Below are 15,524 nucleotides of genomic sequence, written 5' to 3'. Positions count from 1 at the left end.
GCATTTCCGTTTAAGCGCTGAAGACCCGCTTGTGGCGGGTCAGACAACGTCAGGCAACGGCTTCGCTGCGCTTGCCCAGCAGGCGATCGCAGACCACGGCGACCACCAGGGTCATCACGCATGGCACCAGCCAGGCCAACCCCTGCTCGCTCAGCGGCAGGTGCGCCAGCTGCGACGGCATCCAGTCAGCCAGACCGGCGCCCTTGAGCGCGTCGATGGTGCCGAACAGGAACGACACCAGCATGACCGGGCCGAGGATCCGCCCGTGTTCATGCCAGAAGTCCTTGCAGAAGCTCAGGGCCACCAGAACGATGCACGGCGGGTAGATTGCGGTCAGTACCGGGATCGAGAACGCGATCAGCTTGGTCAGGCCCAGGTTGGACACCAGCAGCGAGAACGCGGCGAGGATGATCACCAGGGTCTTGTAGGACAGCGGCAGCACGCGGCTGAAGTATTCAGCGCAGGCGCAGGTCAGACCGACCGCGGTCACCAGGCACGCCAGCGAGATCAGCACCGCAAGGAAACCGCTGCCCAGCGAACCGAAGGTGTGCTGCACGTAAGCATGCAGCACCGCCGCGCCGTTGGTGGCACCGACCGCGACTTCATGGCTGCCGGAACCGAGACGGAACAGGCTGATGTACACCAGCGCCAGACCGACACCGGCGATGAGGCCGGCAATGATCGCGTAACGGGTGATCAGCGCAGGCGACTCGACGCCACGGGAGCGGATTGCGTTGACGATGACGATGCCGAACACCAGCGCGCCGAGGGTATCCATGGTCAGGTAACCATTGATGAAGCCCTGGGAGAACGGTGCCGCGACGTATTCAGGCGTGGCCTGGCCAATATCACCGGCCGGCAAAGCGAACGCGGCGATGCCGAGTACCGCCAGGGCGATGATTTTCAGCGGCGCGAGGAATCGCCCCACGGTATCGAGCAGACGGCCCGGATACAGCGAGATGAAGAACACCAGCAAGAAGTACACCGAGCTGTAGAGGAACAGCGCCAGCGGGCTTTCGCCGGTCAGTGGCGCCAGACCCACTTCGAACGACACGGTCGCGGTCCGCGGGGTGGCGAACAACGGGCCGACCGCCAGGTAGCACGCCGCGGCGAGCACACCACCGGCGATCTTGCCGATCGGGCTGCTCAGCGCATCCATCGCACCACCGACCTTGGCCAGAGCGACAACGGTGACCACCGGCAGACCGACTGCCGTGATCAAAAAGCCCAGCGCCGCCATCCAGACGTTAGGTCCGGACTGCAGGCCGACGATAGGCGGGAAAATGATGTTGCCGGCCCCGACGAACAGGGCAAATGTCATAAAGCCCAGTGCCAGGATGTCCTGACCTTTCAAAACTTTCATTAAGGAAATACCACACTACTGAATCGGAATTTAGAGGGGGATTTCCCTGTGGGGTTAGGGAAATGCTGTCAGTCCGTATGGGGCTGACCCGTTTAGCGCGTTGCATGCCTTGTGGGCGGCAGACGCAAAAATGGCTGCTAGCCTAACGAATTTGTCTGACAAACGCACTGTTTGAGGGCGAACTATCCGATACACGACGTGTCGGTGTCGCGTTTACGCATCTAAATTTCATAAAGAACGCAAAGATCAAAAGATCGCAGCCTGCGGCAGCTCCTACAGATAATCCTGTGTAGGAGCTGCCGCAGGCTGCGATCTTTTGATTTTCAGAAACAACAAAGGCCACCCGAAGGTGGCCTTTGTCTGGTGAAGCGTCAGTCAAGCACGAGGCTTACTTGACAGCCCAACCGGTCAGCTCGGCCAGGGCCTTGCCGATGTCTGCCAGCGAACGCACGGTTTTTACGCCTGCGTCTTGCAGCGCAGCGAATTTCTCGTCTGCAGTGCCTTTGCCGCCAGAGATGATTGCGCCCGCATGGCCCATGCGCTTGCCCGGAGGAGCAGTCACACCCGCGATGTAGGAAACAACCGGCTTGGTCACGTGTGCCTTGATGTAGGCAGCCGCTTCTTCTTCAGCCGAACCGCCGATCTCGCCGATCATCACGATCGCTTCGGTCTTCGGGTCTTCCTGGAACAGCTTCAGGATGTCGATGAAGTTCGAACCCGGGATCGGGTCACCACCGATGCCGACGCAAGTCGACTGACCGAAACCGGCGTCAGTGGTCTGCTTCACAGCTTCGTAGGTCAGGGTGCCGGAACGCGAAACGATACCGACCTTGCCTGGCAAGTGAATGTGACCTGGCATGATGCCGATCTTGCATTCGCCTGGAGTGATCACGCCTGGGCAGTTAGGGCCGATCAGGGTAACACCCAGCTCGTCGCACTTAACTTTAGCGTCCAGCATGTCCAGGGTAGGAATGCCTTCGGTGATGCAGACGATCAGCTTGATGCCGCCGAATGCCGCTTCCAGGATCGAGTCCTTGCAGAAAGGAGCCGGAACGTAGATCACGCTGGCGGTAGCGCCAGTGGCTGCGACTGCGTCTTTAACGGTGTTGAACACTGGCAGACCCAGGTGCTCGGTGCCGCCTTTGCCCGGAGTTACGCCACCAACCATCTTGGTGCCGTATTCGATGGCTTGCTGGGTGTGGAAACTACCTTGCGAACCGGTAATACCCTGGCAGATAACTTTGGTGTCTTTATTGATCAGGACGCTCATTATTTGCCCTCCGCAGCTTTGACAACTTGTTGAGCAGCGTCGGTCAGGCTGGTAGCAGCGATGATGTTCAAACCGCTTTCTGCCAGTACTTTAGCGCCCAGCTCAGCGTTGTTGCCTTCAAGGCGAACAACAACCGGGATTTTCACGCCGACTTCTTTCACGGCGCCGATGATGCCTTCGGCAATCATGTCGCAGCGAACGATGCCGCCGAAGATGTTGACCAGTACTGCAGCGACGTTGGTGTCGGACAGGATGATCTTGAAGGCTTCGGTCACGCGCTCTTTGGTAGCACCACCACCTACGTCGAGGAAGTTGGCTGGCTTGCCGCCGTGCAGGTTGACGATGTCCATGGTACCCATGGCCAGGCCGGCACCGTTGACCATGCAGCCGATGTTGCCTTCCAGAGCTACGTAGTTCAGTTCGAACTTGGCAGCGTGCGCTTCGCGCGGATCGTCTTGCGACGGATCGTGGAAAGTCTTCAGCTTAGGCTGACGGTACATGGCGTTGGCGTCGATGTTGATCTTGGCGTCCAGGCAGTGCAGATCGCCGTCAGCCTTGATCACCAGCGGGTTCACTTCCAGCAGGGCCAGATCGTGATCCTGGAACAGTTTGGCCAGACCGACGAAGATCTTGGCGAACTGGGCAACTTGCTTGCCTTCCAGACCCAGTTGGAACGCCAGCTCGCGACCCTGGAATGGCTGAGCGCCAACCAGTGGATCGATAGTGGCTTTCAGAATTTTTTCTGGCGTGTCGTGAGCGATTTTCTCGATGTCCACGCCACCTTCGGTGGAGGCCATGAACACGATGCGACGGCTCGAACGGTCAACGACAGCGCCCAGGTACAGCTCTTTAGCGATATCAGTGCACGATTCAACCAGGATCTTGGTGACTGGCTGACCATTGGCGTCAGTCTGGTAAGTCACCAGACGCTTGCCCAGCCACTGCTGTGCGAAGGCCTTGGCGTCTTCTTTGTTGCGAACCAGCTTGACGCCGCCCGCTTTACCGCGACCACCGGCGTGGACCTGGGCTTTGACAACCCACTCGCTGCCGCCGATTTTGTCGCAAGCTTCTGCTGCTGCTTCCGGGGTGTCTACTGCGTAACCAGTGGAAACTGGCAGGCCGTATTCAGCGAACAGCTGCTTACCCTGATACTCGTGAAGATTCATGCTTTTTACCGTCTTCGTTAGGTACTGCGCATTCGGCGCTGCGCTCTTGATGAGTGCCGCGCCACCTGTGACTGCTGCTTGCGCAGCCTTCCGGTTACCCGGTTCAGCTACGCAAGACTGCGTCCAGCGGACATTCCGCGGTGAGACTTGCTCGCAAGGCTCACGACGGGCCGTTACCGCCGTGGTTTCTTATTTTGTGTCTTAACGCTTCTTGCGGTTGGCAATGTGGATGGCGCCGCCATTCACCGCCAGAGCAGCTTCGTGCAAGGCTTCAGACAGGGTCGGATGGGAGAAAACCATCATGCCCAGGTCTTCAGCGCTGGTGCCGAATTCCATACCGATCGCGCCCTGCTGAACCAGTTCTGCAGCGCTCGGGCCAATCACGTGCACGCCCAATACGCGGTCGGTCTTGGCATCAGCGATGACCTTGACGAAACCACCGGTATCGTTGGCGGCCATGGCACGGCCGGAAGCGGCGAACGGGAAGGTGCCGACGTTAACTTCAACGCCTTCGGCTTTCAAGGCCTGCTCGGTTTTGCCAACCCACGCGATTTCCGGGTGAGTATAAATAACCGAAGGGATCAGGTCATAGTTCATCTGGGCCTTGTGGCCCTTGATGCGCTCGACAACCATGATGCCCTCTTCCGAGGCCTTGTGCGCCAGCATCATGCCGCGAACCACGTCACCGATGGCGTAAACGCCCGGTACGGTGGTGGCGCAGTGATCGTCAACGTGCACGAAACCGCGCTCATCCAGGGTCACGCCGCTGTCGGCAGCCAGCAGATCAGTGGTCACCGGACGGCGACCAACGGCTACGATCAGTTTGTCGAAAGTGATGGTCTGTTCGCCGTTGGCATCGGTGTAGTTAACAACGACTTCGTCGCCGTTCACTTTCGAACCGGTCACGCGAGCGCCCAGCTTGATGTCCAGGCCCTGTTTGGTCAGGGTTTTCAGCGCTTCCTTGGAAACAGCGGTGTCGGCTGCCATCAGGAAAGTGTCCAGGGCTTCCAGGACTGTCACTTCTGCACCCAGACGCGACCACACCGAACCCAGTTCCAGACCGATCACGCCAGCGCCGATCACGCCCAGACGTTTAGGGACGGCCTGGAATTCCAGAGCACCCGTCGAATCGACGATGACTTTCTGATCGACCGGAGCCGGTGGAATGTCGATCGGACGCGAACCTGGGGCCAGGATGACGTTTTCGGCTTCGATGACTTCAACCGAACCGTCCGGCTTGGTGACTTCGACTTTCTTGCCAGCCAGCAGCTTGCCGTGGCCCTGGATCGAAGTAACGCCGTTGGCCTTGAACAGGGTGGCAACGCCGCCAGTCAGGTTCTTGACGATGCCAGCCTTGCGGCCAACCATCGCAGCGACGTCCATTTTGACTTCGCCGGTCGAGATACCGTGAACGTTGAAGCTCTCTTTGGCTTCCTTGTACTTCCAGGAGCTGTCCAGCAGCGCCTTGGACGGAATGCAGCCGACGTTCAGGCAAGTACCGCCGAGGGCCTGTTTGCCTTCAGCGTCGGTGTACTTCTCGATGCAGGCAGTGGTGAGACCCAGCTGCGCGGCCTTGATGGCAGCAACATAGCCGCCAGGGCCGGCACCGATCACTACTACGTCAAATTTCTGCGACATTCAAAAAATCCTCTTTAGCGAAAAGCTTCAAGCCGCGCGCTGCGGGCCGTACCGCCGTTGCCGACGGTACGCCACCCGCAGCGCATGGCTGCTTCTATCAGATATCCAGCAACAGACGAGCCGGATCTTCCAGCAGGTTCTTGATGGTCACCAGGAAGGTTACAGCTTCTTTGCCATCGATCAGACGGTGATCGTAGGACAGCGCCAGGTACATCATCGGACGGATCACGACCTGACCGTTGATGGCCATAGGACGCTGGATGATGTTGTGCATGCCCAGAATCGCTGCCTGCGGCGGGTTGACAATCGGGGTCGACATCATCGAACCGAAGGTACCACCGTTGGTGATGGTGAAGGTACCACCGGTCATCTCTTCCATCGACAGTTTGCCGTCACGGGCTTTTTTGCCGAATGTGGCGATGCCGCCTTCGATTTCAGCCAGGCTCATCAGCTCGGCGTTACGCAGAACCGGAACAACCAGACCACGGTCGCTGGAAACGGCAACACCAATGTCGGCGTAGCCGTGGTAAACGATGTCCGCGCCGTCGATCGAAGCGTTGACCGCCGGGAAGCGTTTCAGCGCTTCGGTGGCCGCCTTGACGAAGAACGACATGAAGCCCAGGCGTACGCCGTTGTGGGACTTCTCGAACAGGTCCTTGTACTTCGAACGCAGGGCCATGACTTCGGTCATGTCGACTTCGTTGAACGTGGTCAGCATGGCCATGTTCGACTGGGCTTCAACCAGACGCTCGGCAACCTTGGCACGCAGACGGGTCATCGGCACACGTTTTTCAACGCGGTCACCGGCAGCGAATACCGGGGCAGCAGCGGCCGGAGCAGCAGCTTTCGCAGGAGCGGCAGCCGGAGCGGCTTTCTTCGCGGCAACAGCAGCCACCACGTCTTCCTTGGTCACACGACCGCCTTTGCCGGTGCCGGCAACGGAGGCGATGTTGATGCCGTTTTCTTCAGCCAGCTTGCGCGCAGCCGGAGCAGCAACAGGATCGTCTTCGCCTTCGGCAGCAGCCGGGGCAGCGGCAGCAGCGGCCGGAGCAGCAGCGGCGGCTGGAGCAGCGGCAGCAGCGCCACCTTCAGTGATGGAGCCCAGGACTTCGTCGGACAGAACGGTGTCGCCTTCGTTCTTGACGATTGCGCCCAGCACGCCGTCGGCGGTAGCCAGCACTTCCAGTACGACTTTGTCGGTTTCGATGTCGACGATCAGTTCGTCACGCTTGACGGCGTCGCCCGGTTGTTTGTGCCAGGTGGCAACGGTGCCATCGGCAACCGATTCCGGGAAAGTGGGGGCTTTGATCTCGATAGCCATTATCTGTGGTTCCTTAAATTCGGTTTCAGGTGCGCGAAGGCGTTAAACGGTAAACGCGTCTTGCAGCAGTTTTTCCTGCTGCTCGGCGTGCATCGATGCGTAACCACATGCAGGTGCAGCAGAAGCCTCACGGCCCGCGTACTCGAGTACGAGAGATTTGTTGAGGTTACCGATGCTGCGACGCAGGTGGTGCTGGCTGCAGTACCAGGCGCCCTGGTTCATTGGCTCTTCCTGACACCAGACGGCCGCTTTGGCGTTGGTGTAAGGCGCCAGGACTTCTTTCAAGTCGTCCTCAGGGAATGGATACAGCTGCTCGATACGCACGATGGCGATATCGTCACGGCCTTCGGCACGACGTTTTTCCAGCAGGTCGTAGTAGACCTTGCCGCTACACAGAACAACACGCTCGACCTTTTTCGGGTCCAGGGCGTCGATTTCCGGGATCACGGTCTGGAACGAACCTTCGGCCAGATCTTCCAGAGTCGAGACGGCCAGCTTGTGGCGCAGCAACGACTTTGGAGTCAGAACGACCAATGGCTTGCGCAGCGGGCGAATCACCTGACGGCGCAGCAAGTGGTAGATCTGCGCCGGCGTGGTCGGCATGCACACCTGAATGTTGTGCTCGGCGCACAGTTGCAGGTAACGCTCAAGACGTGCCGAGCTGTGCTCAGGACCCTGACCTTCGTAGCCGTGCGGCAACAGCATGGTCAGACCGCAGAGACGGCCCCACTTGTGCTCGCCGCTGGTGATGAACTGGTCGATAACAACCTGTGCACCGTTGGCGAAGTCGCCGAACTGGGCTTCCCAGATCACCAGCGCGTTTGGCGTGGTGGTCGAGTAGCCGTATTCGAAGGCCAGTACCGCTTCTTCCGACAGGAACGAGTCATACAGGTCAAAACGTGGCTGACCTTCGTACAGGTGTTTCAGCGGAATGTAGGTGCCGGCATCTTTCTGGTTGTGCAGCACAGCGTGACGGTGCGAGAACGTACCGCGGCCGATGTCCTGACCGGTCATGCGGATCGGGTGACCTTCGAACGCCAGGGTCGCGTACGCCATGGTTTCGGCGTAACCCCAGTTGATCGGCAGGCCGCCGGCTTGCATCTTCTGACGGTCTTCGTAGATCTTCGCAACCTGACGCTGAACCACGAAGCCTTCCGGAATTTCCAGCAGCTTGGCAGACAGTTCCTGCAGGGTCTTGAGATCGAAGCGTGTGTCGTGACGCGCAGTCCAGGCGTGGCCCAGATACGGACGCCAATCCACGAACAGCTCTTTGTTCGGCTCTTTGACCAGCGATTTCACCACGTGCAGACCGTTGTCCAGCGCGTTGCGGTACTCGTCGACTTTCGCCTGTACACGCTCTGCGTCGAGCACACCGGCCTGAGTCAGACGATCAGCGTACAGCTCACGGGTGGTGCGCTGCTTGGTGATCTGCTGATACATCAGCGGCTGGGTGCCGCTTGGCTCGTCGGCCTCGTTGTGGCCGCGACGACGGTAGCAGACCAGGTCGATCACCACGTCACGCTTGAACTGCATGCGATAGTCGATGGCCAGCTGGGTCACGAACAGCACGGCTTCCGGATCATCACCATTCACATGGAGGATCGGCGCCTGGATCATCTTCGCAACGTCGGTGGCGTACTCGGTGGAACGCGAGTCCAGCGGGTTGCTGATGGTGAAACCGACCTGGTTGTTGATCACGATGTGCACGGTACCGCCGGTCTTGAAACCGCGGGTCTGCGACATCTGGAAGGTTTCCATGACCACGCCCTGACCTGCGAATGCAGCGTCACCGTGGATGGAGATCGGCAGAACCTTCTCACCGGTCGGGTCGTTACGACGATCCTGACGGGCGCGAACCGAACCTTCTACCACCGGGGAAACGATTTCCAGGTGGGACGGGTTGAACGCCATGGCCAGGTGAACTTCACCGCCGGCGGTCATCACGTTGGACGAGAAGCCCTGGTGGTATTTAACGTCACCGGAACCCAGCTCGACCTTCTTCTTGCCTTCGAACTCGTCGAACAGCTCGCGCGGGTTCTTGCCGAAGGTATTGACCAGCACGTTCAGACGGCCACGGTGGGCCATGCCGATGACGACTTCCTTGGTGCCGTAGGAACCGGAACGCTGGATCAGTTCGTCGAGCATCGGAATCAGGCTTTCGCCGCCTTCCAGACCGAAACGCTTGGTGCCCGGGTATTTGGTGCCCAGGTATTTTTCCAGGCCTTCACCGGCAGTCACGCGCTCAAGCAGGTGGCTCTTGATATCGGCGGAGTACGTCGGACGACCGCGCACGCTTTCCAGACGCTGCTGGAACCACTGGCGCTGCTCGGAATCGGTGATGTGCGTAAATTCAGCGCCGATGGTGCGGCAATATGTCTGCTGCAACGCTTCGTGAATTTCGCGTAGGCTCGCTTCCTCTTTGCCGATGAACAGGTCGCCGGCACGGAAGGTCGTATCAAGATCGGCATTGGTCAAGCCGTAATGATTGATCGACAGGTCTGCAGGTGCAGGACGCTGCCACAGCCCCAGCGGGTCAAGCTGGGCTGCCTGGTGGCCACGCATACGGTAGGCCTGGATCAATCGCAGCACTTCAACTTGCTTCTTCTCGTGCTCACTGCTCACGCTCCCGGCGGAAACCGGTTGAGCGCGGCGCTGGTTCTTTGCCAGCAGCACGAAATGATCGCGAATTGTGGAGTGCGAAACATCAGTGGCAGAGCTGCCGTCGGCAGGCAGCTTCTGAAAGTAGGTGCGCCACTCTTCTGGCACAGCGTTAGGGTCGTGCAGGTAGAGCTCATAAAGCTCTTCCACATAGGCAGCGTTTCCACCTGAAAGGTAGGCGCTGTTCCACATGCGCTGCATCACGCTTTCTTGCATGCTTGGTCACCCTCGGTTAGGGGAACACCATCGGCGTCAATACCGAGCAAACTTGCAGAAGTCCGAATGCAGCGACCAAAACAAGCCACTTAGGATCACGCTGATAGTCCGGGTACCAGCCCGGATGCCCCTGCTTGTCTCATTTCTTCAAAATAAGAGCTGCAGCTTGTGGCTACTGCTCTGGTTATAGCCATGACGCGGGTTGAAGCCCGCGCCACAGCCTCTTCGTTACAGCGGTTCTACGGTTACAGCAGCTGAATCACACGCCGCTCGAAAGCAGCATGTTACGGATGTGACCGATGGCCTTAGTCGGGTTCAGGCCTTTCGGACATACGTTGACGCAGTTCATGATGCCCCGGCAGCGGAAGACGCTGAACGGGTCATCGAGCGAAGCCAGACGCTCGGACGTCTTGGTGTCACGGCTGTCTGCCAGGAAGCGGTACGCTTGCAGCAGGGCAGCTGGACCCAGGAATTTGTCCGGGTTCCACCAGAAGGACGGGCACGAGGTCGAGCAGCAGGCGCACAGGATGCACTCGTACAGACCGTCGAGCTTTTCACGCTCTTCAGGGGACTGCAGACGCTCGATGGCCGGAGCCGGAGTGTCGTTCTGCAGGTAAGGCTTAACCTTCTCGTATTGCTTGTAGAAGATGCTCATATCGACAACCAGGTCACGGATAACCGGCAAACCTGGCAGCGGACGAACGATCAACTTGTTGCCTTTTACGACAGCGGACAGCGGCGTGATGCACGCCAGACCGTTCTTGCCGTTGATGTTCATGCCGTCGGAGCCGCAGACGCCTTCACGGCAAGAGCGACGATAGGAGAAACCCTCGTCCTGCTCTTTGATCAGGGCCAGCACGTCCAGCACCATCAGGTCTTTACCACCGGTATCGACCTGGAATTCCTGCATGAACGGCGCAGCGTCCTGATCAGGGTTGTAGCGATAAACACTGACTTGCAACATGGCGATCACCCTTAATAAGTCCGGACTTTAGGTTCGAAAGTCGGAACAGTCTTCGGCGAGAAGTTTACGGCACGCTTGGCGACGCGTTTCTCACCCGGGAAGTACAGGGTGTGGCACAGCCAGTTTTCGTCGTCACGGTCTTCGAAGTCTTCACGGGCGTGAGCGCCGCGGGACTCTTTACGTACTTCGGCCGCGATGGCGGTAGCTTCAGCCACTTCCAGCAGGTTTTGCAGTTCCAGAGCTTCGATACGCGCAGTGTTGAACGCTTGCGACTTATCGTTGATCTTCACGTTGGCGATGCGCTTGCGCAGATCGGCCAGCTGAGCGATACCCTTCTGCATGTATTCGCCAGTACGGAATACGCCGAAGTAGTTCTGCATGCAGCTTTGCAGCTCGCGACGCAGGGTTGCCACGTCTTCGCCATCGGAACGGCCGTTCAGCGCGTTCAGACGCGACAGGGCTGCTTCGATGTCGGCTTCGGTAGCGTCGTCGTATTCGATGCCGTCGGTCAGCGCCTTCTCCAGGTGCAGGCCGGCAGCGCGGCCGAATACCACCAGGTCGAGCAGCGAGTTGCCGCCCAGACGGTTGGCACCGTGTACCGATACGCAAGCCACTTCACCTACGGCGAACAGACCAGGAATGATCTGATCCACGCCTTCGGCGTTCTGGGTGATTGCCTGACCATGAATGTTGGTGGCAACGCCGCCCATCATATAGTGGCAGGTCGGAACCACCGGAACCGGAGCAACCACCGGGTCAACGTGGGCGAAAGTCTTCGACAGCTCGCAGATACCTGGCAGACGGCTGTGCAGCACTTCCTCGCCCAAGTGGTCGAGTTTGAGCATTACGTGGTCGCCATTCGGACCGCAACCGTTGCCGGCGATGATTTCTTTAACCATCGAACGGGCAACCACGTCACGACCAGCCAGGTCTTTCGCGTTCGGAGCATAACGCTCCATGAAACGCTCGCCGTGCTTGTTGATCAGGTAACCACCTTCACCACGGCAGCCTTCTGTAACCAGTACACCGGCGCCGGCGATGCCGGTCGGGTGGAACTGCCACATTTCGATGTCTTGTACCGGTACACCAGCACGCAGCGCCATGCCAACGCCGTCACCGGTGTTGATCAGGGCGTTGGTGGTGGAGGCGTAGATACGACCGGCACCACCAGTGGCCAGTACGGTGGCCTTGGCGCGGATGTACGAAGTTTCGCCGGTTTCGATGCAGATCGCGATCACACCGACAAACTCGCCTTCCTGGTTTTTCACCAGGTCGACAGCGTAGTACTCGTTCAGGAACGTGGTACCGGCTTTCAGGTTGCCCTGATAAAGGGTGTGCAGCAGCGCGTGACCGGTACGGTCGGATGCTGCGCAGGTGCGAGCAGCCTGGCCGCCTTTGCCGTAGTCCTTGGACTGACCACCGAATGGACGCTGGTAGATACGGCCTTGCTCGGTACGCGAGAACGGCAGACCCATGTGGTCCAGCTCGAAAACGGCAGCCGGGCCTTCCTGACACATGTATTCGATAGCGTCCTGGTCACCGATGTAGTCGGAACCCTTGACGGTATCGTACATGTGCCAGCGCCAGTCATCGTTCGGGTCAGCGGACGCGATCGCGCAGGTGATGCCGCCCTGGGCGGATACAGTGTGCGAACGGGTCGGGAAAACCTTGGTGATCACCGCAGTCTTGTGACCGCCTTGTGCCAGTTGCAGCGCAGCGCGCATGCCGGCACCGCCACCACCAATAATGATGGCGTCGAAAGAAATCGTTGGAATGTTAGCCATGACTCAGATACCCCAGAGAATCTGCACACCCCAGACGAAGTAAGCGAACATCGCAACGCCGCATACTGCCTGGAAAAGGAAACGTACTGCGGTCGCGGACTTGCCCAGCGCCATTGGCGTCAGGTAGTCGGTCGCGATGGTCCACATGCCGACCCAGGCGTGAGCGCCAAGGGCAACGAGGGCCAGCAGACTGAAGATACGCATCCCGTTGTGAGCGAACAGGCCGTGCCACTGGTCGTAGCCAATGCCCGGATTCACTGCAAGGTATCCGATCAGAAAGATGAAATAAGCCGCGAGAACAACCGCAGACACACGTTGCGCCATCCAGTCATAGAGGCCCGATCGCGAAAGGTTCGTAACGCTGGTTACCATATCCAAACTCCTGCCAGAACGATCAGCACCACGGAAACCGCGATGATAATTTTCGAGCCCAGGCGGCCGCCTTCCAGCGTCTCACCGATGCCCATATCCATGATCAAGTGGCGCACACCGGCTACCAGGTGATACAGCAGAGCGGACAGGAGGCCCCATGCTACGAACTTGGCCAGCGGGCTGGTCAAGCATGCCTTCACGTCGGCAAAACCTTCCTCGGAACCCAGAGACTTGCCCAATGCATAAAGCATGAAGCCGATACCCAGGAAGAGGATGATGCCGGAAACACGGTGAAGAAACGACGTAACGCCGGTGATGGGGAGTTTGATGGTCCTTAGGTCTAGGTTTACAGGTCGTTGGCTTTTCACGGCTTTTTTTTCACACTGAAGAGCCCCTAACAATCAGGGCAAAGTTGTTGGGGAGTGCACTGGTCAGGTAACCACCACCCAGGGATGCGACCCCCAATAAAGCAGGCCCAAAAGCCCTTGGCGGTCGGTGGCCGAGTATAGACAGTTAGGCTACTAATGACAACGCAATCACCTACCCCAAATAGCTGATTGCACAAGTCGTATAAAAGGCGTAAATGGCAGTCAATTTCGAGGAAAAAGTGCGCTTAAAGCCTTCTGGAGCAAGACTTTAGGCAAATTGACATTCGAATTTATCTCACTATAGTGGTGCGGGCCCTGCGTGGGGGGTCTGTCTGATGGTTCAAGCATAAATAGGAGGCCACATGGCTGACAAAAAAGCGCAGTTGATCATCGAGGGCGCAGCCCCCGTCGAGCTGCCCATTTTAACCGGCACCGTTGGTCCCGATGTAATCGATGTTCGGGGCCTGACGGCCACGGGCCGCTTCACTTTCGACCCGGGTTTCATGTCGACCGCCTCGTGCGAATCGAAGATCACCTATATCGACGGCGACAACGGCATTCTGTTGCACCGCGGCTACCCGATCGAACAGCTGGCTGAAAAGTCGGACTACCTGGAAACCTGCTACCTGCTGCTCAACGGCGAATTGCCGACTGCAGAACAGAAGGCCCAGTTCGTCAGCACCGTGAAAAACCACACCATGGTTCACGAGCAGCTGAAAACCTTCTTCAACGGCTTCCGTCGCGACGCCCACCCGATGGCCGTCATGTGCGGCGTAGTCGGCGCCCTCTCGGCCTTCTACCACGACTCCCTGGACATCAATAACCCGCAGCATCGCGAAATCTCCGCGATCCGTCTGGTTGCCAAGATGCCAACCCTGGCAGCGATGGTTTACAAGTACTCCATGGGCCAACCCATGATGTACCCGCGCAACGACCTGACGTACGCGGAAAACTTCCTGCACATGATGTTCAACACCCCGTGCGAGATCAAACCGATCAGCCCGGTACTTGCCAAGGCCATGGACCGGATCTTCATCCTCCACGCCGACCACGAGCAGAACGCATCGACCTCCACCGTGCGCCTGGCAGGATCTTCGGGTGCCAACCCGTTCGCCTGTATCGCCGCCGGCATCGCCGCACTGTGGGGCCCTGCCCACGGCGGTGCGAACGAAGCCGTTCTGACCATGCTTGACGAGATTGGCGATGTTTCCAACATCGACAAGTTCATCGCCAAGGCCAAGGACAAGAACGACCCGTTCAAGCTGATGGGCTTCGGTCACCGCGTTTACAAGAACCGCGATCCTCGCGCGACGGTCATGAAGCAGACCTGCGACGAAGTACTGAAGGAGCTGGGTATCAACAACGATCCGCAACTCGAACTGGCCATGCGCCTGGAAGAGATCGCGCTGACCGACCCGTACTTCATCGAACGCTCGCTGTACCCGAACGTCGACTTCTACTCGGGGATCATCCTCAAGGCGATCGGCATTCCAACCAGCATGTTCACCGTGATCTTCGCCCTGGCACGTACTGTCGGCTGGATTTCGCACTGGAAAGAAATGCTCTCCAGCCCGTACAAGATTGGCCGTCCGCGCCAGTTGTACACTGGCTACGAGTCGCGTGACATCACCAAGCTGGAAGACCGCAAATAAGGCTTGTCTTGCGATAATGTCTTGAAGTTGTATCGGGAACGGCCTCTTATATAGAGGCCGTTTTTGTTTGTCTGGTCGCAGCGGCCTGTGGGCCGACTGGGTTTTGGGGTTTTGGGTGTATATCCGTTGCTTCGGGTGTTGCTGATTACGGTTCCGCCCTTACGGCGGGTCACTTTTTCCAAACGCCGAAAAAGTAACCAAAAAGGCTTCCCCCCGGCGTACGGCACTTCGCTGAGGCTCAGTGTTCCCTCGCTACGGTGTCCATCAGGGGGCATCGCCTACGGTTTGCTTCGCTGCACCTCCTCTCGATGTATGCGGCTTCGCCGCATGGCGCTGCGCGCCTTCCCCCTGATGGACACCTTCGCTCGGCCTGCCGAAGGGGCAAAAAATCAAAAGCCAAGTCAAGATCAAAAGCCAGAGCCAGAGCCAGAGCCAGAGCCAGAGCCAGAGCCAGAGCCAGAGCCAGAGCCAGAGCCAGAGCCAGAGCCAGAGCCAGAGCCAGATCAAAAGATCACAGCCTTCGGCAGTTCCTACAGGGGATTGGGTGTATTCAGTTAAAAATTTGGTCGGCTGTCAGGCCGCCATCGCTGGCAAGCCAGCTCCCACAAAAGTCACAGCAGACCGCACCCGCTTTTCACCACTCAACACGATGAGCGTTAGCTCGAGTACCGCTCTTGATCTGAGGGCCCGTCGGCAGGCTGAGTGGAGGGGTTTATTCGGGGGTGGGAGCGCAGCGACCGTTTGGCGCAGCC

The 15,524-nt window shown here is 58.7% G+C and carries 11 protein-coding genes; 1 reads left to right on the top strand and 10 read right to left on the bottom strand.

All coding sequences use genetic code 11. The annotated features are described in order from the left end of the window. Positions 1-49: 49 nt before the first annotated feature. The 10 genes from brnQ to sdhC all read right to left on the bottom strand — a co-directional run bounded on the left by brnQ (position 50) and on the right by sdhC (position 13,120). Positions 50-1,363, bottom strand: a complete 1,314-nt coding sequence (brnQ, locus tag GTQ41_RS08410; protein WP_047292845.1) for a branched-chain amino acid transport system II carrier protein — start codon at positions 1,361-1,363, stop codon at positions 50-52. 388 nt (positions 1,364-1,751) lie between these two features. Next, positions 1,752-2,633: a succinate--CoA ligase subunit alpha gene (gene sucD, locus GTQ41_RS08405; protein WP_003223019.1), complete on the bottom strand. Its 882-nt coding sequence runs from the start codon at positions 2,631-2,633 to the stop codon at positions 1,752-1,754. Then, positions 2,633-3,799 (bottom strand): ADP-forming succinate--CoA ligase subunit beta, encoded by a 1,167-nt coding sequence (gene sucC / locus GTQ41_RS08400; protein ID WP_003223015.1) that lies wholly within the window; start codon positions 3,797-3,799, stop codon positions 2,633-2,635. The genes sucD and sucC overlap by 1 nt, the downstream gene beginning before the upstream one ends. A gap of 201 nt (positions 3,800-4,000) precedes the next feature. Then, the gene (gene lpdA, locus GTQ41_RS08395; RefSeq protein WP_041074385.1) at positions 4,001-5,437 is read right to left on the bottom strand and encodes a dihydrolipoyl dehydrogenase; all 1,437 of its coding nucleotides are present in this window, start codon (positions 5,435-5,437) and stop codon (positions 4,001-4,003) included. Positions 5,438-5,534: 97 nt separating this feature from the next. Continuing rightward, entirely contained in the window at positions 5,535-6,758 is a 1,224-nt protein-coding gene (gene odhB, locus GTQ41_RS08390; RefSeq protein WP_047292841.1) for a 2-oxoglutarate dehydrogenase complex dihydrolipoyllysine-residue succinyltransferase, read from the bottom strand. Positions 6,759-6,800: 42 nt separating this feature from the next. Further along, positions 6,801-9,632, bottom strand: a complete 2,832-nt coding sequence (locus GTQ41_RS08385; RefSeq protein WP_047292838.1) for a 2-oxoglutarate dehydrogenase E1 component — start codon at positions 9,630-9,632, stop codon at positions 6,801-6,803. 259 nt (positions 9,633-9,891) lie between these two features. Then, positions 9,892-10,596 (bottom strand): succinate dehydrogenase iron-sulfur subunit, encoded by a 705-nt coding sequence (locus GTQ41_RS08380; RefSeq protein WP_003223007.1) that lies wholly within the window; start codon positions 10,594-10,596, stop codon positions 9,892-9,894. Positions 10,597-10,607: 11 nt separating this feature from the next. Further along, on the bottom strand, positions 10,608-12,380 hold the full coding sequence (gene sdhA, locus GTQ41_RS08375) for a succinate dehydrogenase flavoprotein subunit (RefSeq protein ID WP_047292836.1): 1,773 nt from the start codon (positions 12,378-12,380) through the stop codon (positions 10,608-10,610). A 3-nt stretch (positions 12,381-12,383) separates the two neighbouring features. Then, positions 12,384-12,752 carry a succinate dehydrogenase, hydrophobic membrane anchor protein gene (gene sdhD / locus GTQ41_RS08370; RefSeq protein WP_047292833.1) on the bottom strand — a complete coding sequence of 123 codons (369 nt, stop codon included), beginning with the start codon at positions 12,750-12,752 and terminating at the stop codon, positions 12,384-12,386. Then, entirely contained in the window at positions 12,746-13,120 is a 375-nt protein-coding gene (gene sdhC, locus GTQ41_RS08365) for a succinate dehydrogenase, cytochrome b556 subunit (protein ID WP_047292829.1), read from the bottom strand. The genes sdhD and sdhC overlap by 7 nt, the downstream gene beginning before the upstream one ends. 362 nt (positions 13,121-13,482) lie before the next feature. Here sdhC and gltA point away from each other — a divergent pair, with 362 nt between their 5' ends. Continuing rightward, entirely contained in the window at positions 13,483-14,772 is a 1,290-nt protein-coding gene (gene gltA / locus GTQ41_RS08360) for a citrate synthase (protein ID WP_003222994.1), read from the top strand. Positions 14,773-15,524 lie beyond the last annotated feature (752 nt).

It is taken from the genome of Pseudomonas sp. AN-B15 (assembly GCF_019056475.1).
GTDB lineage: Bacteria > Pseudomonadota > Gammaproteobacteria > Pseudomonadales > Pseudomonadaceae > Aquipseudomonas > Aquipseudomonas parakoreensis.
The sequence above is the reverse complement of the archived record's forward strand: the minus strand, read 5'-3'. Positions and strand labels throughout refer to the sequence as shown.

Coding starts and splice junctions, on each gene's coding strand:
- sucD (WP_003223019.1), bottom strand. CDS start 2,633: ATGAGCGTCCTGATCAATAAAGACACCAAAGTTATCTGCCAGGGTATT.
- sucC (WP_003223015.1), bottom strand. CDS start 3,799: ATGAATCTTCACGAGTATCAGGGTAAGCAGCTGTTCGCTGAATACGGC.
- sdhA (WP_047292836.1), bottom strand. CDS start 12,380: ATGGCTAACATTCCAACGATTTCTTTCGACGCCATCATTATTGGTGGT.
- lpdA (WP_041074385.1), bottom strand. CDS start 5,437: ATGTCGCAGAAATTTGACGTAGTAGTGATCGGTGCCGGCCCTGGCGGC.
- gltA (WP_003222994.1), top strand. CDS start 13,483: ATGGCTGACAAAAAAGCGCAGTTGATCATCGAGGGCGCAGCCCCCGTC.
- sdhD (WP_047292833.1), bottom strand. CDS start 12,752: ATGGTAACCAGCGTTACGAACCTTTCGCGATCGGGCCTCTATGACTGG.
- GTQ41_RS08380 (WP_003223007.1), bottom strand. CDS start 10,596: ATGTTGCAAGTCAGTGTTTATCGCTACAACCCTGATCAGGACGCTGCG.
- odhB (WP_047292841.1), bottom strand. CDS start 6,758: ATGGCTATCGAGATCAAAGCCCCCACTTTCCCGGAATCGGTTGCCGAT.
- GTQ41_RS08385 (WP_047292838.1), bottom strand. CDS start 9,632: ATGCAAGAAAGCGTGATGCAGCGCATGTGGAACAGCGCCTACCTTTCA.
- brnQ (WP_047292845.1), bottom strand. CDS start 1,363: ATGAAAGTTTTGAAAGGTCAGGACATCCTGGCACTGGGCTTTATGACA.